Origin of the sequence: Candidatus Enterococcus leclercqii, assembly GCF_009933135.1 — a bacterium.
Lineage (GTDB): Bacteria > Bacillota > Bacilli > Lactobacillales > Enterococcaceae > Enterococcus_C > Enterococcus_C leclercqii.
Genome location: NZ_MAEH01000003.1, coordinates 44,548 through 68,290 on the forward strand (window position 1 = coordinate 44,548; position 23,743 = coordinate 68,290).

Annotated in this window: 26 protein-coding genes and 2 pseudogenes; 5 read left to right on the top strand and 23 right to left on the bottom strand. The window is 36.9% G+C overall.

Going from position 1 to position 23,743, the window contains the following annotated elements:
* Positions 1-69: 69 nt before the first annotated feature.
* Positions 70-164: pseudogene (locus BAU14_RS14495) on the top strand (IS6 family transposase); the annotation flags it as partial.
* A gap of 65 nt (positions 165-229) precedes the next feature.
* Here BAU14_RS14495 and BAU14_RS00715 read toward each other — a convergent pair.
* Positions 230-664 (bottom strand): Rrf2 family transcriptional regulator, encoded by a 435-nt coding sequence (locus BAU14_RS00715; protein ID WP_161898179.1) that lies wholly within the window; start codon positions 662-664, stop codon positions 230-232.
* 239 nt (positions 665-903) lie between these two features.
* Between BAU14_RS00715 and BAU14_RS00720 the strand changes: the two genes are divergently transcribed.
* Positions 904-1,713, top strand: coding sequence for an MBL fold metallo-hydrolase (locus BAU14_RS00720; RefSeq protein WP_237580381.1), 810 nt, complete (start codon positions 904-906; stop codon positions 1,711-1,713).
* A 565-nt stretch (positions 1,714-2,278) separates the two neighbouring features.
* On the opposite strand, the gene BAU14_RS00725 is transcribed toward BAU14_RS00720, so the two are convergent.
* The 12 genes from BAU14_RS00725 to BAU14_RS00780 all read right to left on the bottom strand — a co-directional run bounded on the left by BAU14_RS00725 (position 2,279) and on the right by BAU14_RS00780 (position 11,464).
* Positions 2,279-2,725, bottom strand: a complete 447-nt coding sequence (locus BAU14_RS00725; protein ID WP_161898181.1) for a DUF3139 domain-containing protein — start codon at positions 2,723-2,725, stop codon at positions 2,279-2,281.
* Positions 2,726-3,623: 898 nt separating this feature from the next.
* Positions 3,624-4,670: a YdcF family protein gene (locus tag BAU14_RS00730; protein WP_161898182.1), complete on the bottom strand. Its 1,047-nt coding sequence runs from the start codon at positions 4,668-4,670 to the stop codon at positions 3,624-3,626.
* A gap of 472 nt (positions 4,671-5,142) precedes the next feature.
* The gene (locus BAU14_RS00735; RefSeq protein ID WP_161898183.1) at positions 5,143-5,472 is read right to left on the bottom strand and encodes a hypothetical protein; all 330 of its coding nucleotides are present in this window, start codon (positions 5,470-5,472) and stop codon (positions 5,143-5,145) included.
* 42 nt (positions 5,473-5,514) lie between these two features.
* Positions 5,515-5,841 (bottom strand): hypothetical protein, encoded by a 327-nt coding sequence (locus tag BAU14_RS00740; RefSeq protein ID WP_161898184.1) that lies wholly within the window; start codon positions 5,839-5,841, stop codon positions 5,515-5,517.
* 45 nt (positions 5,842-5,886) lie between these two features.
* Positions 5,887-6,315, bottom strand: a complete 429-nt coding sequence (locus tag BAU14_RS00745) for a hypothetical protein (protein ID WP_161898185.1) — start codon at positions 6,313-6,315, stop codon at positions 5,887-5,889.
* 23 nt (positions 6,316-6,338) lie between these two features.
* Complete coding sequence (locus BAU14_RS00750; RefSeq protein ID WP_161898186.1) at positions 6,339-6,590, bottom strand: hypothetical protein; 252 nt, start codon at positions 6,588-6,590, stop codon at positions 6,339-6,341.
* A gap of 16 nt (positions 6,591-6,606) precedes the next feature.
* On the bottom strand, positions 6,607-6,849 hold the full coding sequence (locus BAU14_RS00755; RefSeq protein WP_161898187.1) for a hypothetical protein: 243 nt from the start codon (positions 6,847-6,849) through the stop codon (positions 6,607-6,609).
* A 594-nt stretch (positions 6,850-7,443) separates the two neighbouring features.
* On the bottom strand, positions 7,444-7,650 hold the full coding sequence (locus BAU14_RS00760) for a helix-turn-helix transcriptional regulator (protein ID WP_161898188.1): 207 nt from the start codon (positions 7,648-7,650) through the stop codon (positions 7,444-7,446).
* A 12-nt stretch (positions 7,651-7,662) separates the two neighbouring features.
* The gene (locus tag BAU14_RS00765; protein WP_161898189.1) at positions 7,663-7,968 is read right to left on the bottom strand and encodes a DUF6442 family protein; all 306 of its coding nucleotides are present in this window, start codon (positions 7,966-7,968) and stop codon (positions 7,663-7,665) included.
* A 550-nt stretch (positions 7,969-8,518) separates the two neighbouring features.
* Positions 8,519-9,109 (bottom strand): helix-turn-helix transcriptional regulator, encoded by a 591-nt coding sequence (locus BAU14_RS00770; protein ID WP_161898190.1) that lies wholly within the window; start codon positions 9,107-9,109, stop codon positions 8,519-8,521.
* 434 nt (positions 9,110-9,543) lie between these two features.
* Complete coding sequence (locus BAU14_RS00775; RefSeq protein ID WP_161898191.1) at positions 9,544-10,821, bottom strand: TPM domain-containing protein; 1,278 nt, start codon at positions 10,819-10,821, stop codon at positions 9,544-9,546.
* A 64-nt stretch (positions 10,822-10,885) separates the two neighbouring features.
* Complete coding sequence (locus BAU14_RS00780; RefSeq protein ID WP_161898192.1) at positions 10,886-11,464, bottom strand: LemA family protein; 579 nt, start codon at positions 11,462-11,464, stop codon at positions 10,886-10,888.
* 591 nt (positions 11,465-12,055) lie between these two features.
* Between BAU14_RS00780 and BAU14_RS14185 the strand changes: the two genes are divergently transcribed.
* Complete coding sequence (locus BAU14_RS14185) at positions 12,056-12,229, top strand: hypothetical protein (protein ID WP_202622139.1); 174 nt, start codon at positions 12,056-12,058, stop codon at positions 12,227-12,229.
* 454 nt (positions 12,230-12,683) lie between these two features.
* Here BAU14_RS14185 and BAU14_RS00785 read toward each other — a convergent pair whose 3' ends face one another.
* The 3 genes from BAU14_RS00785 to BAU14_RS00795 are packed head-to-tail and all read right to left on the bottom strand — an operon-like array spanning position 12,684 to position 13,839.
* A complete protein-coding gene (locus BAU14_RS00785) occupies positions 12,684-13,085 on the bottom strand; it encodes a hypothetical protein (RefSeq protein WP_161898193.1) in 402 nt (133 codons plus the stop codon).
* A gap of 23 nt (positions 13,086-13,108) precedes the next feature.
* Positions 13,109-13,426, bottom strand: coding sequence for a hypothetical protein (locus tag BAU14_RS00790; RefSeq protein ID WP_161898194.1), 318 nt, complete (start codon positions 13,424-13,426; stop codon positions 13,109-13,111).
* A 14-nt stretch (positions 13,427-13,440) separates the two neighbouring features.
* Entirely contained in the window at positions 13,441-13,839 is a 399-nt protein-coding gene (locus BAU14_RS00795; protein ID WP_161898195.1) for a hypothetical protein, read from the bottom strand.
* Positions 13,840-14,215: 376 nt separating this feature from the next.
* Between BAU14_RS00795 and BAU14_RS14190 the strand changes: the two are divergent.
* A pseudogene (locus BAU14_RS14190) lies at positions 14,216-14,323 on the top strand (IS6 family transposase); the annotation flags it as partial.
* Between the two features lie 825 nt (positions 14,324-15,148).
* Here BAU14_RS14190 and BAU14_RS00800 read toward each other — a convergent pair.
* The 7 genes from BAU14_RS00800 to licT all read right to left on the bottom strand — a co-directional run bounded on the left by BAU14_RS00800 (position 15,149) and on the right by licT (position 23,109).
* Entirely contained in the window at positions 15,149-16,153 is a 1,005-nt protein-coding gene (locus tag BAU14_RS00800) for an esterase/lipase family protein (RefSeq protein ID WP_161898196.1), read from the bottom strand.
* An 8-nt stretch (positions 16,154-16,161) separates the two neighbouring features.
* Positions 16,162-17,160 carry an alpha/beta hydrolase gene (locus tag BAU14_RS00805; protein ID WP_161898197.1) on the bottom strand — a complete coding sequence of 333 codons (999 nt, stop codon included), beginning with the start codon at positions 17,158-17,160 and terminating at the stop codon, positions 16,162-16,164.
* The gene (locus BAU14_RS00810; protein ID WP_161898198.1) at positions 17,160-18,332 is read right to left on the bottom strand and encodes an MFS transporter; all 1,173 of its coding nucleotides are present in this window, start codon (positions 18,330-18,332) and stop codon (positions 17,160-17,162) included. The genes BAU14_RS00805 and BAU14_RS00810 overlap by 1 nt, the downstream gene beginning before the upstream one ends.
* Positions 18,333-18,446: 114 nt before the next feature.
* Positions 18,447-19,382, bottom strand: coding sequence for an AraC family transcriptional regulator (locus BAU14_RS00815; RefSeq protein WP_161898199.1), 936 nt, complete (start codon positions 19,380-19,382; stop codon positions 18,447-18,449).
* A gap of 42 nt (positions 19,383-19,424) precedes the next feature.
* On the bottom strand, positions 19,425-19,772 hold the full coding sequence (locus tag BAU14_RS00820) for a hypothetical protein (RefSeq protein WP_161898200.1): 348 nt from the start codon (positions 19,770-19,772) through the stop codon (positions 19,425-19,427).
* Between the two features lie 456 nt (positions 19,773-20,228).
* Positions 20,229-22,112, bottom strand: coding sequence for a beta-glucoside-specific PTS transporter subunit IIABC (locus tag BAU14_RS00825; RefSeq protein ID WP_161898201.1), 1,884 nt, complete (start codon positions 22,110-22,112; stop codon positions 20,229-20,231).
* A gap of 154 nt (positions 22,113-22,266) precedes the next feature.
* Positions 22,267-23,109, bottom strand: coding sequence for a BglG family transcription antiterminator LicT (gene licT / locus BAU14_RS00830; protein WP_161898202.1), 843 nt, complete (start codon positions 23,107-23,109; stop codon positions 22,267-22,269).
* A gap of 281 nt (positions 23,110-23,390) precedes the next feature.
* Between licT and BAU14_RS14420 the strand changes: the two genes are divergently transcribed.
* Positions 23,391-23,669 (top strand): TMEM175 family protein, encoded by a 279-nt coding sequence (locus BAU14_RS14420; protein WP_272927967.1) that lies wholly within the window; start codon positions 23,391-23,393, stop codon positions 23,667-23,669.
* The last annotated feature ends 74 nt before the right edge of the window (positions 23,670-23,743 follow it).

The window sequence follows — 23,743 nt, forward strand, 5'->3', positions numbered from 1 at the left end:
GGAACCATGATTGATGTCTCCTTTATTGAAGCGCCTAAACAGTGAAATTCTAAAAAAAGTGGCATGTTTGAAATGGTCTCAGCTTTATACAAAGAAAGTCGAAGAGAAATTAGCCTCTTCGACTTTTCGCTATGGAAGAAATTCAGAACTTATTAAAATCAGCATATGTCATCAACAAAAGATGGGTTCGGAGATTCATTTCTAAAATTTTGCAACACAATCCCGGCAATCATTTTTTAGAAGGCTTGATGCGACTAGTTAAGTTATCTATAATGTCAGACAAAAAAATGTCTTTCATTTTTTGTTCTACAATTTGCTGCAAATCATCGTACGTATCTTCAAGAACCGTTTGAATATTACTTCCAATTGGACAGTTGGGTTCTGTATTTTTATCTGTATGGAAAAGGGCTCCATCTTTATCAACGCTCTTGTAAATCTCAAAAAGAGAAATGTCTGATACACTTTTAGTCAATTTTGGTTCTGCTTTGCCATTTTGGGTTTCAATTAATTGTGCTTTTTTAAGTTCCCCCATGATTTTTCGGACTGTTACAGGATTTGTATTTACACTTTTAGCAATCGTCTCGCTAGATAAATCTGTTCCTTGGAAAATTTCGATATAGGATAGAATATGAATGGCATCACTTAAACGTACAGAGTATTTCATTAAAACGACGTCCTTTTCTCTTGACTTTGGAAAGCTTATTATATACCATGATCCTGTAACTATCAAATTTACAGGTTGTAACACCAGAAAGAAGGGATACATTGAAAAAGCTGTCACTTATTGGCTTAGCGTTAACATCCGTTTCCATTCTTTTGGTAGGTTGTTCAAACAGCAACCCGACAAAGAGTTCTCAGTCAGAATCACAAATAACAACATCCAGTATGAAGAAGGAGAGCAAAATGATCTATAAAGAGGTAAAGGGTCAAAACGTCACATACTACACTATGAATCCAGATCCTGTTTTCGGAGCGACAGCTACACTTGTTGAAAAAGATGGAAAAGGGTTGCTTGTTGACACACAGTTTTCAAAAACTGATGCTGATAAAATAGTCCAAGTTGCAAAAGAGAAGAAAATCGAGATAGAAAAAATTTACATTTCGTATAGTGACCCTGATTATTATTTTGGTGCGCAACAAGTCAAGGAGGCTTTCCCAGAGGCTAAAATTTTTGCCACAGCTAACACAATTGAGCGAATTAAAAATACTTATGAAAACAAACTATCTGTTTGGGCAGATACCTTGAAAAATGATGCACCAGATAAAATCATTATTCCTGAAGAAATAAGTGATAAGATTCAATTAGGAGAAACGACGTTTACTATTTTTGGTAAAGATTTGTCAAAACAAACGTTATACAGTAAAGAAGACCAACTACTTTTAGGTGGAATTCTTGTTTCAACTGATGGACACTTATTTATGGCTGATACAAAGACCATTGAGAGTCAAGAACAATGGATTAAAGATTTAAATGAATTGGCTAAATTAGAACCAAAAACGGTTATTCCAGGACATTTTAGTGAAGGTAATGACTTTTCTGAAAAGAATATTGAATTCACAAATGACTACATTGAAAAATTTATTGAAGTAGAAAAAGAAAGTAAGAATAGTGAAGAAATTATTGAAAAAATGAAAAAAGCGTACCCAGATTTTCCAGAAGGAAGTTTAGAAATGAGTGCAAAAGTAGTGACTGGAGAGCAGCCATGGGAGTAAGTTGCTGTGACTGGTTCTGTTGCACAACTTATAAACTAATAATACAGCTTCATCCTATCTTAAAATATGATAATAGAAAAAACTTTATAGGCGAACTGTTTTAACTATTCTAATTTATGTAGACGCTCTTAGGATTGTTAGTTTATTAAACTTTCAAAAGAGGTATCCTTAAAAAAGGAGCTCTTCAACAAATTGTGTTGGTTAAGACCAAATTTAATAAAAGTTAGTCGACGGTGTGGTACATTTTGTGTGCCACACATTTTTTAGTTTTCATAGATCAATCTTTGCTGCAAGTAAAGATTCTGATTCGCCCCTTACCAAAATAGAAATCAATTCCTGCTTTACACGAAAAAGTAAAAATCTCGTACGGATTTGCTACAAATCTCTAAAAATTACACCCTTGTCAGAACCCTTAAGTTTTGCATATGTTCTTTAAGTACAATCATTAATTAAGCTTACAAACCTTCAAAAAGATATTTCAAAGAAAAAAAGAGGCCCCTTTTTTAAAGGCAACCTCAGCTGTTTAATTGGCTCTATTTGAAGTAATTGAACTCCTCATAGCTCTTCATTCATCTAGAAGCGGATATGCAAACTGTGAGTCTATTTTCTGCGGGTCAGTCGTCCCATCACCCGAAATTACGTACTGAATCGTTACTCGATTGTTTTTCAAGTCTAGTACACAGTAATACTCTAACTCACAATTAATAATGGTTAGACTCTCCTGATTTTTCAGCTTTTCTCCTGACAGAAATGTGCCTGAATTTATAACTTCTTGTCGCCATTTTTGAAAGTCCTTTTTGGTTGTAATTCTTTTGGAATACTGCTTATATAGTCCAGGCTTCTCATCATATCGGATTTTTCCGATTGTTTCGATTTGCTCCTCAGGTAGTCCCCTTTCAACTAGGTATTGGTTGATCTTCTCATCTGCCTGATCTTTTTGATAGATTGAATACCCATAATATCCTAGAATTAAAACTACGATGATACCGATAGCAACTCCAATTTTTTTCATAGCCGTCCCTTTTATTTTCTTGTTCAATAGGCACCAGCCTTATACTGTAAATAGATTAGGCAATACACCTGTTGCAAACAACCATCTGCCATCTACGCAATCGGACATATCTATCAAATCCATTAAAATAGATTCTTTTAAAGTGACAGAAAATTGGAGAATAGCCAGACTTATCTTTTATTATTGTTGAAATCTTCACCTGTTAGTTCAGTTTTCGCAAGTGCACCAGTGTTTATCCATTCCTTCATGTCCCTTTTAAACTGCGTCCACCATCTTCTAACCATTGTTCTGCCACCCCATCAATAATCGGATTGTATCACTTTAATAGTTAGTTCAATAGCATTTTGGGGAAAACTTAAGAAGTATTCGGCTATTGTGTAATCCCCATTTATAAACTCTAACAGGTTTACTGGTTACATTTTTTACTAAACTTCACTACCGCTTTGAACGGTCTACTTGAGGGAGTATGTCGAGTACGTCCTCTTTACATTGCAGGTGTAGATCTTTGACAACCGACAACATTTTTTTGTGACGATTCGACGAGGAGTATCTCATCTGTACAATCAGATGAGATACTCCTCGTCGGAATCTCGAAAAAATTCTCACAAATCGTATCTGAAGTATTGACTCAAATCCAAAGAGTGTTTGAGGTGGAACATGTTAATTTTTAGAAAAAGGAAGGTGTGACGTAATCAAATTTAGTCACTTCTTTCTAGAATAGGAATGGTGATATCGGTCACGAATGTTACCATCTGTTGCCAAGGATAGTACCACAACGTAAGAGAAAAGCTAGGGATCAGCTTTCTAAGCCCCTAGCAGTGTGGTTAGAACGGTAACTTGTTCTAATCCATCTGTTCAGACTTTCTATCAGAAATATTGATACAAATTTCTCAAAAATCTACCTACTTATTCCAGGAAATGTCCAACAATTTGCAGTTCTTAGTAAATCCTTGGTAGTTGCATACATACTAGATTTATCTAGCACTTTATCCGGTTGGTTTCCGGCTATATCGAGCCAAGAAATGTTGGTAATGCACATTAACTCACGATTTGTTCTTTTTGAGAAAATTTCATCAACCAATTTTAAAATAGATACAGAACGCTGAATATGCGTCACGCTTGAGATGATAGTTATATTTTTTATATTACCTTCAATCTCTATAAGCTTCATAGAATATAAAAGGTTTTCTACGGTATCCGTAGCCATATTTTCTTGAATTATTCTGTTCCCCCCTATACCTCTATCCTCTAACCATTTAGCCATTAGTTTACTTTCAGTATTTCCGTTTTTCCCCCGCCCACCAGTTACAATTATTTTTGATTCAGGATATTTATCTAATGCCCTTTTTGCAATCTTCAATCTTTGAAGTAGTGCATTTTGAATTGTTCCGTCTTCATTTAATTCATACCCCAATAAAATGAAAATGTGATTCTTTTTTGGCAGATCCTTTGGAATATCAATGTTAATTTTAATATCTTTAATTTCTGACATTTTTTTATCAAGGCTACTGAATGTAGCTTTATCTATATCAGATCCATAATCAATAATATTTCCTTTTGCTTCATCATAAACTAAATCCTCGTTTAGGTATTTTGCATATAATCCTCTATAAATTTCTGCTTCAACATTTTGATTGTTTTTGAACGCCTGTTTGTAATACTCTAAACCGACTTCGTTATTTTCTTTTGACATTTCAAGAGACCCCAATCCTATAAGATAATTTGAGTTTTGTGGGACTGTAGCATCCAGTTTTTGTAATACAGTTTTTAAACTTTCGTAACTATCCTCTTCCCAATATGTTCTTGCATATGATTTAGCAAGAGTCTCTAAACTAGCAATGCGATTGGGTAAGGGAGATTGGCTGCTTATTGCGACAAACTTCCTTTCGAAATTATTAATAAATTTCAAATTGTCTTTCTTTACTACATTGTCTTTTTTAATCATTGTAATTCCTCCTAAAAAGTAAAAGTTCCAGTTCAATTGTAAAGTTTGTCGATAACTCATTTTACAGTGGATTTAGCACCGAAGAGTCCACTCACTAAAAGTCGATTCAAAGGAAAACAATCCGGTTATCGAATCGTTTTCCAATCCATTTCCTTCAAATATAAATCCATTAGGTCCACATTTGAAGCGGATTCAAGCTAAATCTGTAATTAGCCATGGCCCCCTTTTGAGATATAAAATGACAGCATGAGAAATAGTACAAATCTAATTGACCAATAATTTCTGTTCTCAGTGAAACTTTGGAAGAAGCCCTACCTGTAGTGATCATTTTGCACGGTATCTATAGTGTCAGATCAATATATTTCTGTAACTTGATCAAACTGATGATAAACAAACCGTAATTCAATGTTAACAAAAGCGATTACTTTTATTGTCAAAAACCTTCCTTAATAAGCAGCAAAGACTTATCTGTCTACAACTCACAAAAAATCAGACCTTTGGCAGAACCCTTCAGTACCGGACTGCCAGTTTCAAGGGAACGAGCAACTGTAGTTTTGGAACAACCTAAAAGATCCGCAGCTTCTTGGACGCTTTCTACTCGTCGAATAGCGCCTTCTGGATAAAAAATCAGAATGGAACGAGAGCAATCCCGCGCTGAAAATTCCCCACAGATTGCTTCTAGTTCAGCCACACAGACCTGCACCTGATAGACTTTTTCTTCTTGCTCCAACCAAGAAGGACTTTCACCCATGATAGCGAGCATCTTTTTGCGGATTCGTCGCTTCTCTTCTCTCGCCTCCATTGGATCACCATCCGTCCTTTTAGAACGGAAAGCTGCTGCGTGTTAGATTACTTGGAAAACCATACCTTTTGCTAATCCTCTTTTTACCGGCTTCCCAGTCTTCAAACTACGTTCGATTGTAGTTATTGAACAGTCAAATTGTATGGCAGCTTCCGTGATACTTCTTACTTTTCCAACCAAACCATCCGGGTAGAGTGCCCTAACCTGACGTTCCTTCCCATTGCTTGGTCGGCTGGTGATATATTCCATCATCGCGATACATTGATGGACCTGCTCAACTTTCTCTTCACAATTTTTCCAGGTATCATCATTCCCCATAATAGCTAACATTTTCTTTCGTAATTGTCGTTTTTGTTGCTCTTCATTCAATAAAAATCACCTCAGCTCACCCAACACTCCTCTTTAAATAAGTAATCAACCACGTTGGGCAATTAGTATGGGCTGATCCTCAACCATCTGCCAGCGACGCAACATGAACTTTCCCCGTTTTCTCTCGAACAGCTGTAATTCAACCGTTTCTCGGTTTTTAGAGGCTACCTCCATCTGTAAAAGTGCCGCTAACTCTGAAACAAAGACATGATTGATTGTTTGATAGCCAGTCGCTTCCAACAAGGCAACTGGCGTGGACGTGCGCCTATGGCTTTGACCTGTAGAAATCAACGTTTCTCGATGAATCCCATGCACTGTTTGACATTCTGGTACGTACGCCGTCACCCACATCATCGGACTGACCTGTTCCAGGTGGACAAGTAGATCTTCCACACTCTGAATCGGCGAATCTTCTTCTATTTCGTTTTGTTGAAGCTTTTCTAATAATTCTGCTTCACTATACCATTTCAACATCTACTCCGCCCCTCAAGTCCCACCTAAAATACCCGAGCCTGAGAAACTTTTCGATACAATACGACCTCAGGCAATTTCAGATCCGCTTCAGTCGGATTCAGAATCATGGCTCCGTGGTCCTCCCCCAACTCATTCATCAGCTGCAAGTATCGCAAATTCTTCTCGCCCTGGCGCAGATCACTACTTGCCTGAATATCCTCAAATACACTCGCAATCGTTTCTAAAGTTCGGATACCTGAATATCCCCGCTTCGGCTGATCCTCAAATTTAACCATGCTTTTTTTCCACCTCTCACATTTGTTTTCTATTTTTCAAAACTTCTTTATCAATAACGAGCTCAAACACGCCGGCGGGATAATAGCCATGTTTTTCAATCATAATATTTTCAATGACAAGCTTCGTTGAAGTGACCGCCTTCAGGTTCTCGCGATCCAGTTCATCTGCTTGGCTATTGTGGCCATAAACTTTCTTCCTCAACTCACGATAGACACCCCACGCCAGCTTCAGCCGAGACAGCAGTTCGACATAAGTCATTTGTAATAATCCTTTTGTCGTCGTTTACTGGAAAAAGAATGGGTCTGTTTCGACAGTCGGTTCTCGATACACCCCCGACCTGGATTCAATCAGTTGGTCCTCACAAAAATTCAGCTCACAATTGGCACAGTGATACTGGCCCGTTGCTAGTTTCAAAACCTTTTTATTGCAATATCGACAAATCATCACAAATCCCCCAGTTTCACAAATAGTATATCACGCAAAAGAAATAGCACTACACTTCTTTTCTGGACAAAACCTTCCCAACAAAGACAGACCTAGGCTAAAACCTCTCAACTCCGGCTTTCTAAAGAAAAATTCTTGCCCCCTCTTCACCTTAGTCTAAAAGGTTCTCAACAGCTTTTGGGTCTTCCTATGAGTAAGGATAATAACGCGCTGACGGGAATAAATTGCCGTTTTCATCGACTTCTAAACCTACTTTTCTCAAACCTTTTATAGAGAAAAAACGAGCTAGATTATTATCTAACTCGTTTTATCACTTAATATTCTTGTTACTGCTAACGATCCTTCAGACTATTTTCCCAAAGACTAAAGATTAAAAAACTCAAGAAAAACCAAACAGGTTCTTTCAATTTAATCAAAATAAAATACATCTTCAAATTTTTTATCTAGTGCTATACACAACAGCAAAGCAAGTTTCGCTGAAGGAACAAATTCGCCCGTTTCTATATTGCTAATGGTTTGTCTAGAAACCCCAACTTGTTTCGCAAGTTGTGTTTGATTCAATTCATTTTCAGCACGTGCAACTTTTAATTTATTTTTCAAAATCAAACTTTTCATGTGCAAAATAACCTACTTTCCTTTAACAATTAGCCACGCTATATACCCAGTTGCTATGAATAATAGTGCGGCAAACAGAGCGTTTATTAGAGAGTGCTTCTTTAAAAACCCTTCGATTTCAATCCCTAATCCGCCCAATAAAATCAATAATAATAGTTCATTAATTGATTGTTGTCTTGCCAATTTTATGACTAAAAGAAATATTATTCCCAATGAGTACATTGCAAACACTAATGATTGCGAGTTTTTTATGAAAGTTCGCCTACCTTCATCATCTTGCGCTTTTTGTGCCGCTGCCAAAATTTGACTTTTTTTCATATGGAAACACTCCTTTAACTTTATATAAACACACTGTAAAGTAATCTTGATATTTTGTCAAGTTTACTTGTCTCTAAAAAGGCAATTTGTCTCGTATACCGGTTTAAAAGCCGAAGATTTTTCTCGAGCGGTGCTAGAATTCTCAAAACGTAATCAGTCGTAAAAAATAGGGCTTTGAGACCATCTAGGAATTTTAAAAGTACTGTATGATAATTTTAGGTACATAAAAAAACAACGTGATAGCTAAATCTAGATATAAAAAATACCGTGGAAAAAACAACGGATTTTGAACGGTGCTCAAAAAACACTAAAAAAATAATAACTTATCTCCTTTTCAGAATTGTTCATAAAAATATACTAAGATTAGAGGATACAGTCATTGATGGATGATCTTACCCTCTATTTTTCTTTTTTGAATTATAGTGAAAAGTGAAAGGAAGCTTTAAGCTCTTCACTATAGGTCTGTTTGCTATGCTGTCAATAAACAAAAACTGAAAAAAGAGAACGAATAATCGTGTCGTTCTCTTTTGCTCGTGTTTAAGGACTTTTATTATTTGAAAAGGCTCGCAACAAAAATACCTATTAAACAAATAAAGAGTGTAAAACAAGCATACACTAAAACAATAATAAACGTTTCTACTCCTATTTTTCTAGGATTTCTTTTTTCTCTTAATACGTCTACATCTTTATTTTGTGAAAATGCTAAAATCTCCTTGTAAGTTTTCAAGTCATTATTCCTTTTGAATTTTTCTAAAACAAAAGAACTCCATATTGCAGGTAAAAATAAAATACCTGGAACCATTAATATCAACTTTGATTCTGGTAACACTACTACTAAACCAATGGATAGACTGGCTAATATTGTCGAACTAATCATTATTAACGAATAAATATCAGCTCGTTTACTAGCTTTTTTATTACTAATTTTCATCTTCATTTCCTCCAAATCTTCTCGAATTAATTCATCTAGAGAAACATTAAATAGAATAGATAACGAAATAAGGATTTGTATGTCTGGATATGTTTTGTCATTTTCCCAATTAGATACTGTTTGACGTGAAACAAAAATCTTATCTGCCAATTGTTCTTGAGAAAGATTATAAATTTTTCGATACCCTTTTATCTGTTTACCTATCTCCATAATGTCTCCTTTCATGAATCTAGCATATCAAGAAAATTGAATTCATTCAGCCCAATATTTTTTGAAATAGAAATAAAAACAGTTTGTCAAAGCTTTTTTACACCTTATAAGTATTAGGGATTACTTCATTTAAAATTCACGCCTAAAAAGATTCTCTCTCAAAAGAAAGATTCAACAGAATCTGAGAACCATGGTTACCCACTTTCGATAGATGACCCAATTGCGACAAAGCTTCGAGGTCTATCAAGAGTTGTTGGCTACCTTTGATGTAAAAAATCCCACCGAATACTTCGACTTAATTGAAGAATTCCCCCACTCTTTGAGCACTGGTTAAAAAGAACATTTCGTTTTCTGGCAAAGCATCTGTGAAATTATTTAATAACACTATTGATAAAGAGCCCTTTTTTGTTGTGCTAAATCAATTCTTTCTTTTTCTACCAACCACCAGATGCGCCGCCACCGCCAGAGGAGCCACCACCAAAGGAACCCCATGAGCCGCCGGAGGAGGAGTCGTTGCTGGACCAGTTGCTGGAATTATATTTAGAAGCCAGATAAGCGGTGGTCAGGACGTTTCCGTTACCGGAGTAGAGGGTATCTCCAATCAAGACCCGTCCCAAAGGCATTCTCTTGGCTCGAGGATATTGTAGCAGCTTGCCACGAGTGAGGGCACGCCGGGCAGCACCGGCGGTCAAAGCCAAGATCAGACCGCTTTTCATAATATAGTAAAGATCGGTTTGGCGGCGGAATCGGTCTTTGTTTTGCCGCTGGTAATCTTTATACATACTCCCTAGCGCTGCTTGACCAGTGGTGAGGGCGACAGCTAAACTCAATGAGCCGAGGACCAAAGCTACTAAAAAGATCAGTGCCCCCCAGTGAAGCAAGCTGGCATTGCTTTTGACAGAGGAGACCTTTTCGATCTGAGCATCAACCAGAACCGTCTTGGTATTCATGATTCCAAAGACCTGGTTGACGACTTTGGTAACGGCGTCATCGTATTTTTCGTCTCGGAAAAGGTCCACTACGTCTTCATTATTGATGATATCATCGGCAATAGCATCCGGGATCACCCCTTCCAATCCATATCCGACTTCCAATCGGAATTTCTGATCGTCCAGGTCAATCAAGTACAAGACCCCGTTGTTCTCGCTTTTACTGCCAATCCCCAGCTGGTTGAATACGCTGTTGGCGTATCCTTCTATATTTTCACCACGAGGCAGTTCTTTGATTGTCACGACTTCCAGCTGGGCACCGTCGGTACTAGCCGCAAGTTGCTTGTTAAGGTCGTAGAGGTGCTGCTTGGTTTTATCGCTAAGCATCCCGGCATTGTCAGAAACGAAGATATTGTTCTTATCAATCACGATCGTGCCCTCGGTGCCGTTGATGGGAATGCTGACGTTGTTTTCATTGGTGGGATAATCCCCCAGCGCCGCCAGCCGCTCATTTAGCGTATCATCAAAGGATTCGATGAAGGGTTGGGTCTTACCAGAGAGGATATCCTCCCGATCCTGCTGCAGCTTGTTGATTTTACTTTGGTAATCCGCCTGTTGCTGTTGGTAGCTGTCATTTTGGATAAACGCCATGATAATCGTTGTCCCACAGATCAGCGCCACGATCCCGGCAAAGGTCATCAATAGGCCACCACGTTTTTTCAATTTACGATAGTAGCTAGTGATCCGATCATCCAGCCCGCTGCTGAATCGCTGTTTTTCCATCGTATTGTCCCCCTTTCTTCGTATGAGGTGTTGCCAGAATGGTTCTGGCTGTAGTCAATCTGGATCATTCGCCGGACAAGTCCACATCAGGCACTTCCTTGGCACTTTCATCTGCCTTGAAATTGACTTTTTTCTCGAATCCCATCATGTTGGCTACAACATTTCGCGGGAAGCGTACTAGCTGTTTGTTGTAGGTGTTGACTTCGTCGATATAATTTTTCCGCTCTACGGCAATACGATTTTCCGATCCTTCCAACTGGGTCATCAAGGTTTTGACATTTTCATTAGAAGCCAGTTGTGGATAGCTCTCTTGGATCACGTGGATCATGGTGCCTACGCCTTGTTGGATCTGGTCATTAGCAGCGATCTTTTCCTCCGGTGTCCCAGCATTATTGTAGACTTTACGAGCTTCGGTGATGCCATTGATGATCGTCGTCTCATGCTCCATGCTGCCCTTGACGCTGTCCACCAGATTCGGAATCAGGTCCGCTCGCCGCTGCATCACATTTTCCACCTGAGACCATTTGGCATCCACGTCATTTTCTGCTGTCATTAAAGAATTATAGGTACTCATAAAGTAACCACCTATGGCTAAGATCAAGATCGCGATCCCGCCAATGATCCATACACCTGTTTTTTTCATCATCATTACTCCCATTTTCATTTTTGTCAGATTCTTTTGTTGTTGTGTTCTTTGATATAAATTTTAATATCCTATTTATAACCAACCGTTTTGACCTTCTACTATCTTTGATTCTAACCCACCGACTTTTTACAGTCAAAAATGCTAAGTTTTAAATGTGCATTGCGAGCATGTATCGATTTTAGCCTTATTTGGAAGCTGACTCTGTCACCCCCCTCCCCGATACATAAGTAAAACTTTTTAAATTTTGCATATGACCTGTACATTATTTGAAACAATTCTCTCACAAAAGCTTCTGGTTCAACCTTTACTAAAAATATAAATCAATTCCTGCTTTACACGGAAAAACTAAAAATCTCGTACAAATTTGCTACAAATCTCTAAAAATTATACCTTTGTCAGAACACTTAACTTATGAACACTTTGTGGTTCATCTGAAGCTATTACCTAAAAATTTTAAATAGCTTTAGATTTTCTATCAACAAAAATTTTCTTTAATTAAGACTTTTGTATGGTTACGGCTAACTCTATTTATGATTTAATAGAGTTGTTTAGCCGCTTGGTAATTACTTTAAAGTGGAGGAGATTCTCATGAATTATTTTTTAAAGAATAAACACTATTTATATTTTGTTGTAGCAATCTTAAGTTTAATTACTTATTTTGTTAGACAGGGCTCTGCTAACACTATCTGGTTGGTGCTATTTTTTGCATGGTTAAGCTTTGGATTCACTTCTATTGCAAGAAAAAAAGATAAGGAAAAGTAACTAGATATAATCCGTTTCTTTGCCATAATAATGTAGCAACAGAGGTGAAATAATGAAAGAAGTTATTTATAAAATTATACAGTCCATTCTTTTCGTTCTGGGGGCAATCTTGGTCAAACTGATACTTGATTCTTTTAGAAACCCATTGAATGGTATATTGACTTGGAAAATTTGCATAATTTGCGCCCTCCTTGCCTGGATCGTCACATCGAAAAGAGAGTAAAAAATGATATTAGCTATATCCTTTTTAAAGTGGGGTTGTAATGTGAACATCTACTTTAGGACAAGTCCATTGAACACTATAAAAACTTGCTTTCTGGGCATTCTAAAAAAGATTAAAAGAGTATACCCTATCTTTACATATAAGCAAAATTGGAGGATACCTATTGATATCCTCCAACATTAATATGAACTTTTCGGCTTTGGAATTTCTACTAACTGCCTATGAAAATCATTAATTCTTGAAACCTGCATAAATAATTTCCCACGTCTTTGGACCCTCTAATACCCAATAATAATTGTCATACTTTGTGTAAGAGTCTAAAGCTCCTTGAGCTTCCCCAGTCTTTATCGTTGAGTTCAAGAAGATTATGTTCTCTTTATTTTGATAGGAAATATTTAACATAGGTAGATAATCTATAACTAGCTGATTCGATTCTTCTTCATCGTATTCAATTGATAGTAGTTTCCCATTATCCAAATATTGGTTATATGAATTGACTACTTCGTTGACAGCAGAACTAATCTCTTCCTTTGAATATTTTTCAGAATTACCTATTTTCTCCGTTGGTTGTGAAGAACACCCCGTGATTCCATAAGTGAAAAAAAATAGAAATGCCAATCGCGATAATTTCATACTATCACTCCAATCACCAGTGTCTATTCGTTGTCTAAGTTTTCTTTGTTAATTAAAGTAAATTTTATTTTTGCAACATTTTCACCAATATTAATGATAACCCAAGCAAATGCAAAACCACCCACATACAGGAAGAAATTTTCCGCACGTTCTATAGCAAAATTAATCCTATATTTGGAAATAACTTCTTCAGATAATTGCAACTTAGTAACGTCCATCCCAGTAATAGTTTGAACTATAAAGTTTATGAATACTATGAATGCTATGATAAAAAATAAAACCTTTATCATTCTAAACAATACGTACTCTTTTTTGCTAATGAACGTCCACTTATAATTCATTTAATTTCCCCATTCTATTTATATGTGTGTGCTACGCTATAGTACATTCCATAGGTTTTTTTTGCAGTTCCATCTTTACCATTTGGATACGATGCATTTCTAACAGAGTATGAATGCGTGTTATATAGTGCCCCCATCCTAACTGTAGAATATTTTACCTTACGCCCATTAACTTTTGATGGAACTGTATATTTTCCACTATGTGTTACACTATACGATGTCGTTACAGAAAACCCAACAACCGAGCTTATAAATTTGGCATCAACACCTAATGAAGCTGAATATTGAGCTGAAACACTCTTAGTCAGAGAAAGGTTAAGTTCAACTCCTGAATCACCTTGAATAGCTTGTAATCGTATTGATTGTTCTGGTGATGGCCGCAAGACTCGATATATCCTCGTATAAGCTGACATCGAGAAGCCTCAACAATTCGTCCACAATCACAACGACACTGCCAGACGACCGCGCCCTCCTTTCTCCTTTCTGTTTTTTCCTGGACAGTCAAATCACCAAATCTTTGCCCAACAAGATTCTTGTATTTCTTCCTATTTTGTTGTTCTAAATGTCCACAACTTTTCGTCCTACCATACTTAAGATTGGAATAGATGACATCAGAGCTCCTCCCACAGGTACATAGGCAATGGCACATTCTGTAAATGGCAATCTTTTTTGATCAAACGCAACAGGCCTTCAATCAAGAAACAATCCCCGTAAACCAGTTGAATCCCCGACTTATTCTCTTAATAGTTCTGTTGCGAAACTTCTAAACAAATGATATTCCTTCATTGTAAAGTTATGGAGATAATTCGAGGAATCTACAAGAAAAGTCGAAAAGAGGACGATCTCTTTGGCTTTCCATTCTGTACGGAAATCAGGGTGGTACTAGGAATCTCAGCTAAAAATAGAGCAGTATTTTTAGCTTTTAAAATTTGCAACAGAACCATTTGCTTGTCTATTTTTGATCATTCAATTCTCCATTCCTGGTATATTATATATCGAAGCGATCGTGCCAACTGTTCAGTTCTGTAGCCACAACCATTGTTCATAGATAATTTTAATATTGTTACCCGCAGCAATAAAATTTTCAGCTACTTTTCTCTTTTGTGTTCGGCTATCTGCTTCAGGAAATTATCCTACTATCCAAAGTTCCACTAATACTATTTTCAATTGCTACAGCAACTAATTCTGTGATTTTTAATTGATCTACTTAACTTCCAGCCACAAAAAGTTGTTATACAGCTAGTTTTAGTTCTTGATCTTTTGTGAGGTTGAGTCCTTGGTAGAACACACCTTCAATTATATTATAACCAATTAAATGGGTTTATTACTTCCAGTATAACCGATAAAGTACCATCTAAAAATATATCTTTTACGTTAAAGAAAAAAGCTTCTTGCCTCACTAGCTTTAAGTACAATAGCCTTTATAACAGCGCATAGTAAGCAAAGAATCACAATAAAAAAAGTAACTAAAAATATTCCTAGTGCTATTTCTTTTATCGTCATTTGACATGAAAAAACTCCTTTCGATACGATGAGCGGTTGGTAGCCACTCACTAGTCTATCGAAAGGAGTTTTTTATCGCTAAAGCTACTTCATCCACGCGTAGAAACGCGTGGTTTTCTTGTTTCGCACGCTTTACGCACGAAACCGACTAAAATCATTAACAATAACGAAAGCACTATTTGAAATATTTATCAAATAGTGCTCTCGTTACAAATTATTCTACTGAACGGTGTCTAGACTATCTTTAGGTTCAGCCGACTCAATTGGTGCGTCACCAGCATGGGCTGGTTTGGTACCATATTTCTCGGTTAATTCCAAGCCCTCAATTTCAAGTGCTGGATAATATTTCTCATTAGCAGCATTGAGATCTACATTTTGAGTTGATCCATCGTTAAGGAAGGCTTTAGCTAACTCATAGATTCCATTATCTGCCATTTCTCCAACATGGGAAATGACTGAATCAGGTTTATTGTAAAATTCTTGAGGAATAATAGTCTCTCCCTCCGTGCCTTCTGGTAGAGTCGCAAGAGACTTAACATCATCTGATGTTGTCAATTCATCATTCTTCGAGATTACTGACAAGTAATTGATCCCATTTGGAAATGCTGACGAATTAATTCTTGCTAAGAAGTCTGAACCTCGTGTCGCTTGTCTGATAGCAGGTACTAATGGTATAAAATCAGGAATTACTGGCAATCCTTGGAATGGTGCTCCTAAAGCAACGTAAGTTTCAACATTTTTAGACATAAATGTTGGACGATAATGTAATGCCCATGCTGTTGCTAAGTTCCCCATACTATGCGCAACAATAGATACTTTATGATCTGGGTATTTATCTTTAAGCAACCAGACAGCAGCGGCCACAAATTTGCCAGAATATTGTAAGTCAGTTGTGTTCCGACTAGGTAAAGTGATTGTCGCTGGAACGAAGCCATCTTTAGGTAGTTGTGCAGCATATGACCACGACCAAGCTCCAAAGCCTGTATTATCCTTACCGTTTACTAATAATACAATTTCATCACTGTTATTGAGTAATTCTGAATCAGGATATAGCCAAAGACTATTTTCAACAATTTCTTTATCGACATTCTTAAAATCAAGATCTGTTTCGAATGATTTTGAACTAGCATACACGTTCTCTTTAGAATTCTTATTCTCTACAAAAATTGTGCCAACTCCAATTACCGCAGCGACTAAACAAACTAAGCCAACCTTTTTACCCATCCTCATTTTTATTCTCCCTCTTTAATAAAACCTATAGCTTCTACTACACCCTTTTCCGCTTCATCATAAACACCAATTTTGTCCATAAAGGCGTGAATCATTCCTGGATATACACTTAAGGAACCATTTGTCTCTGCTTTACTCAATTCATTGACAAAAGCCTCGACTTGTAACCGTAATGGATCAAATTCACCAATGATTACTTTTATAGGTGGCAACTTTGCTAACTCTTCATCAGCTGCATAAAATGGTGAAATTAAACTATTAGAGCGATCAACTTCGCTCCCACAATACCAATCTTCAACTTGGGATTCTAACTTTGAAAAACCGATAATATAGTCTCTTATCATTTTAGTTTCATCATCATCTTTTGCCTGTATGGATGAAACTTCCCAAAAATCACCTTTACCCTTTGAAGTTAAGTCAACAACTGGATAGTAGGAGATAATTTTTTTGATGTAGTTTGTTCCAAATACTGATGAATCCAAAATTGAAGTAGTGATTGCTAAATTACCTCCCGCAGAATCACCTGCAACAAAAATTTGATCTCCTAAAACATTGAATATCTGACCTTCGGTGGCGATTGTTTCGACTACTTCAAAACAATCCATCAAGCCAGCTGGGAATGGATGTTCTGGACTCAAAAGATACCCTACAGAAACCACAGCCATATCTGATCTATCTGCAAATGTACGACAAATCTGTTCGACATTCTGAATTGATCCTCCAAAAAATCCTCCCCCATGATAATATACTAATACCGGGATTACCTCGTTAACTAAAGTCTTTTTTCGATAGAGACGAACAGGAATATGACCTTTAAGTACCTTATCTTTAATAACTAATTCATTAGTTGTAATATTCTTTGCTGCCCAACCCATTCCATCTCTCATCTGCACAATTGTCGGTGACTCGTTTTCCTCATCTGGCTCGATAGTAGTTCGTGATAATTCAGATCTGCTGCCCGATGTCAATTTTTGATTTAGCTTTACGTTTTCAATTCTCATTATTCAGTCACCTTCTTTGCCTTTTTTGATTGTATTTGAATCGCTAGGTAGTACACAATTGCACCTACTACCAACAACACTCCAGCTAATCTAAATGTATTAGATGTAGTAGTGATTCTAGCAATATTACTTATTTCTGAAATAACAGTAGGATTCAGGAATACTCCTAAATTTATTCCAATCAGCAAACAAGTTGAAGCTAAATTTTGAGAAGCTGTATTGCTTATTTCCGCTACTTCACTAAATATTGTTGGATTAATCAATCCTTGGAAGAATCCAATTGCAATGACTAGCAATATTACGACAAAAATATTATTAGTTATACTCAAGCAACCAAGTGCGATACCCAGAAATGCTACAGCAACGGGGCCCGTAAACTCTTTCAAACTTTGCTTAACTTTGCCAAAGATAACTCCACTAAAAAAACCACATGCCGTTAGAACTGCTAAACATAAGCTTGCTTGCGCTGGTGATCCAATACCAATTTCTACAAATAATGAAGCTAACTTAAATATTGCAGTCATAAATAGAGCATATACAAAAAACATGTACACCGAATAAAATATAACTGCTCCCTTAATAGTTGCTTTTTCAACTACAACGCTTTGATCTAATGTTTGTTTATCACTAGGAATAAATAATCCAAAAAGAACAATCGGGAGAAGAGCAAGTAGATAGACTAGATAGCTAAAGTGCCAATTAAATTGGAGTAACCAACCCGCTAATAAACTAAAAATTGTGCTTCCTAGAGCAGTTAAGGCAGCCTGATATCCAAGTAGTCGATTTCTCTCTTCACCCTCATAATACTTAGTGATTAATGAATAGGCTAAAGCGTTAAATAGACCGATACCACTTCCGAGCAGAAATCTCGATACGAGTAAAATATTATAGTTTGTTGTAAATACTGGTGTAACTCCAGCTAATAAGGAAATTGTTAGCCCCAAGAGAACAGTAGTTTTGTCACTAATTATACGTGTAATCATAGGGGCTAATAATACAAATAAAAAAATACCAAAGTTTGGGACAGACATAAGTAATTCAATCGAACCAGAGTCTCTATTGGGAAAGGATTGAAGTATATCTGGTACTGTAGCTGATACGGCAGGGGCAACCATACAGATTAATGAAATAGATAAGATAGAAAGTTTGAATATTGGTTTATTCTTACTCATGTTGAAAACCTCCACTTATTTTAGATAGCGCTTTCTATATAAGAATCATATCGTATAGCGCTACCAAAAATAAGATGTATTACTGATGAGTATTACGGCATATACTGACATTTGCTATTTTCTAAAAGATTTTGCTGTCTGTTTGTAATGTAGCTTCAGTGTCTTATTCAGCGCCTTTGTACTAGCGAAACCTGTTTTTAAAGCAATATCTTCAATCGTTTGATCGGTATCTCGTATTAATTGAATAGCATAATAGCTTCTTATTAGTTCAAGATAGTTTATAACTGATACACCTACTTTACCTTTAAAATACCGAGATAGATATCCTTCAGATATATAGAACTGCTCAGAAATCGTAGATATAGTGAGTCTTTCGAAGTAGTTTTTGTGAACAAAATCAAGTATTTGATAAATTTTCTCATCTAAAAGTCTACTGTAATTTTCGGTATATTCTGTTGAAAAATTTGAAGCATAAATCCCTAGGCTCTTTAACAAAGAAGCCGTAATAAGTACATTATTTATTGGTGTTACAGGCATTTTCACCAAGTTAAAAATTGAATTAAGTTCATTAATTAACTGGTGGTAAACCTCCCCTGAGATATTATTAGGTGAAATTTTTGTCTGACTAATTCTATACCTATCCAATTCTGGAAAATATTTTTCAACAAATGGTTGTGGGAATACAATTGTCAATACTCCTTCAGGATATGAGGTTTCCTTTAAGTTTCTTACGCCATGTATCTCAAAAGGATTTACATAAACAATTTCTCCCTCTTCCACAATATAGCTATTACCTTCAATAAAGTAGCTATCTATCCTCCCCTTTTTAGCATATGTAATCTCAATTTCCTTATGCCAATGACGAAGTATTTGAACATCTTCTGCTTTTTGGATTATAAAAATTGCAGGGAAATTACTATTCTCTAAAAACCTTTCAAGCTTGTAATGCAACACGACCACACCTTCCATATTTAAAAGACAGTGTTTAAGTAAAATATTTAATTTTTGCATTATTCTTCGGATTCGGCGCATTTCTTCCCTCTTATCCATTTTATCACCACCCCCTCCTTTTAAACGGTGAGCGGCTGCCTATTAGATCAGTTTGAAAATCACACCTTTTGCCAGTCCTCGTGTAACTGGTTCCCCTGTTTTCAAGCTACGTTCAATCGTATTTTTTAAACAGTCGAATTGTATGGCAGCTTCCCCGACATTTCTCACTTTTCCGACTAAACCATCCGGGTAGAGGATCTTAACCTGGCGTTCCTTTCCATTGCTTGGTCGGCTGGTAATATCATCCATTGTTGCAATAACTTGCCGAACCTGCTCAACTTTTTCTTCACAATCTTTCCAGCTATCATCATTCCCCATAATAGCTAAGATTTTCTTCCGTAGTAATCGCTTTTGTCTCTTTTCATTCACTTGATTTGACAATTCAAGCAATAAAAATCACCTCAGCTCACCCATTTAAATAAGTAATCAACCACGTTGCATACCAATCATCGCAGTGCACGGTCGGGTTCAATTTCAGCAGGCTCGGAAACTGACCCCGACGTACAGATTTTACCGTTTGAATGAATTACTGCCAGTTTGAAGTCAATAGGACCAACCCAACGAGAAATTTCCGCTGCCTTTCAAGTGACTTCGGCCGGCGGTTGTACGCCGGGGTCAGGTTGGAGAGCATTCTGAAACTTTTCGGCACTCGACCGATTACTTTAATTCCAGTCCAGATGAAATACTAGGATCGTACCTTTTCTATTATACCTCTCTAACCATTGGCTCACACATTCAACGTGTGGGCCTTTTTCTTTTCCGTCAAACTTCTACCAACATTGAAAACATAACCTGAGATACAAAAATTAGATGCATACGTCTTCTTTAAAAACTTTGCAACACAATCTATAAAACTACAGTTAGAAGATTCTCCCCATGAATGACTTCTTTTTGATCCATGTCCAAAACATCCATAAAACTATTAGTATTGGTAATCACAATTGGTGTGATTGTAGATAAACCAGCAGCTTTAATTGCATCTAAATCAAATTCTACTAATAAATCTCCTATTTTTACTTGATCGTCTTGTTGTACTTTAATTGTAAACCCCTTGCCATCTAACTCGACAGTATCGATGCCAATATGCATTAAAATTTCAGCACCTTCATTAGTGGTAATCCCCACCGCATGACCAGTTGGAAATAGTGTTGTGATGGTTCCGTCTGCTGGTGCGTATAACTTTCCTTCTGTCGGTTCAATGGCAACACCTTTTCCAAGTGCACCTGAGGAAAAAACTTGATCTTTTACTTGGGTCAAAGGTAAGACTTCACCATTTAAAGGACTTGCTAACATAATCGTATGACCACTTGCTAATTCTTGTGCCACTGGTGTGACTGTATCTGCTTTATCAGCCGCAGCTAGTTGTTTTACTTCCACTTGATCGTCAAAACGCAAGACAAACGTTAATACAAAACCTAAAACAAAGGCAATTCCAGTACCAATCGCCGCCATCATTAAACCGGTAGTTGTTTTGGTATCTTGTGGAATATACCCTGGTAAACTAAGCAAACTAATTAAGCCAAAAACGTAATTACGGACTTGGAAAAAGCCGATAAATGCTCCCCCAACAGCCCCACTGATACAAGCTGCAATAAAGGGTTTTTTAAGCGGTAAGTTAACCCCATAAACAGTTGGTTCTGTGATACCGAAAAATGATGTGATGGTAGAAGATAATGCCAATCCTTTTAACTTCACATTTTTTGTCATAAAGAAAACCGCTAAGGCTGCGCCACCTTGTGCTAAAACAGCTGGTAACAGCATAGGTGTCATCGTGTCAAAGCCTACTTGGTTTAAATTTACCATCATAATCGGTACAAAACCCCAGTGCATCCCGAACATCACAAAGACTTGCCACAAACCACCCATCACAGCACCGGCGATAATTGGACTAAAACTGTAAATCGCATCATAGCCGCTACCCAATGCGTTCCCTAAAATCGTACCCAAAGGACCCACTGCAATAAAAGTTAAGGGCGCCATCACTAAAAAGACAGCCAGTGGCACAACAATGGTTTGTAAAAAACTTGGAATAATTTTTTTAAAGAATCTTTCAACGTAGCTTTGTAAAAAGACAGCTAAAATAATTGGAATAACAGAAGAAGTATAGGCACTTGCTCCGATAATAACCGGCAGGCCTAGAAAACTTAACGTTTGCCCCGCTAAAGCAGTAATGGAAGGATGCACCAATGCCATCGCTAGCGCCGCTGCCATAAATTCATTGGTACGGAATTTTTTAGCCGCTGTAAAAGCCAACATCACTGGCAAGTAGGTAAATAAACCATCAGCAATCGCCCATAAAACGACGTAAACACCAGAAGTATTGGTCACCCAATTTAAGGTCAAAGCCAAAGTCAAAAAACCTTTTAATACTCCAGCCCCAGCCATTGCTCCTAAAAATGGGGTGAAAATAGAAGAAATAATATCAATTAAACGGTCAAAAATATTGCCACTTTTTTCCTGAGTGATCTCTTTTTCATTGTTAAAATTAGCGATACCGTTTAATTCTCGGTAAACATCACCGACATGACTGCCAATAACTACTTGATATTGGCCGCCTTTTTGCACCACTTGAATGACATCGTCATCTTGACTTAAACGCTGTGTGTCCGCAACGTCTTCATCTTTTAATTTGAAGCGCAAGCGGGTGGCACAATGCACCACACTGTTCACATTTCCCTTGCCTCCAACAGCTTCTAAGACGCGTTTTGCGATTTCTTCATTACTACTCATTTTTTTCTCTCCTTGTCATTTTTAATTTGTTTAAAAAAATAAAAAACCCAGATAGAAAAAACACGATCCAAATAAAATAAATCACCTGGTATCTTTGTCTTTTCAATCTGGGTTTTGCCTGCCGTACAGTAACAATCCGTTATTGATTGAATGTTTATTCCTCTGAAACCACCCGTTGAATGTGAATCGTCAAATAAATCATCTCAGATTCTCCCAGTGGTTTTTGATACATTTTAACTAAATAATCATTGATGCGCTGCACCGTTTGAAAAGCTTTAGGGTATTTAGACTGAATTAAAGCAAAAAGAAATTCATCGGGCTCTTCTTTTAATTCATCTTTTAAGTAGCGTTGGGCAAAATATTGTAAATGAGTAACAATCCGCTGATAACTCAGAGAATCTTGGCGGAAAACCACACCATAAAAACGACTGATAATCTGCAATATATCCCGCACAATTTCTGTTGTCTGCATCGTTTGTTGCATCGAGCCATCGGTATTCATCTGTTCACTATTGACGATGTGAAAAGCGATAAAACCCGCTTCTGACTCCGGCAGTGTCACTTGCAGTTTTTCGTTAATGAAAGTGATCGCATCTTGAGCTAACGCAAATTCTTTTGGATAAAATTTGCGGGTTTCAAATAAAAGCGGATTGGGAATTTCAATTCCTTTTTTACAACGCTCCAATGCGTAGTGAATATGATCAGTTAGCGTCAAATAAATATTTGACGACAATTCTTGCTGTAATTTTTCCTCAGCATTGTCGACAATCTGCTTGACTAAATCTACTTCTTCTAACGGAATATCAGCAAACAATTGTTGAAATTGACCAGAAGTTAGCGAATCTTTCAAAATAAATTCTTTTTCAATCACACCAGCATCAATCACATCTCCGACTTTTCTACCAAAAGCCAGACCGCGTCCCATATAAATGACCTCTTCACCAGCTTCATTGTGGGACATGATGATGTTGTTATTTAGAATTTTTTCAATTACCACGCTTCCCACTCCCTGCGTCTGCTTCATTTCCAGACAAAATAAAAAAACCTAGAATTTCCCCCTTGATACTTGCGGTAAATTCCGGTTTTGCCTGCCAAACAGTAACAATCCTTAGACATAATCTAGCACAGTAAAAACCAATTTGCAACCCCTTTCAACTTCTTGTGTTTTTTGTGTACAAATAATTTTAGTTCTGTTATAGATAGTGTCGTAAATTTTGCTTAGTCCTATTTTTACTGTATGCTCTAACAAGCACTCTTAAAAAAGTGGAGGGGATTATTTTGACAAAGAATAGATTAGAGGTGTTTACGGATGGTGTGATGGCTATTGTGATTACTATTTTAGTTTTAGATATTAAACTTCCAGAAATGCTCTCATTCTCTATGTCTTATGAAATAAGGCACACCTTTATCGCCTATACAGTTAGTTTTATTTTTATCTCTGTAATCTGGGTATCTCATCATCGACTATTTCAATTGGTAGATAAAATTGACTATACGGTGATTTTGGCAAATATTTTTTTTGCTTTTTTGGTTAACTTTGTGCCCATTAGTAACTAAGTGGGTAGGTTTGTTCCCCGGTGAATTCTATCCAGAATTATTTTATTCTGGAGTTTTTATGATGTGGAGTTTTT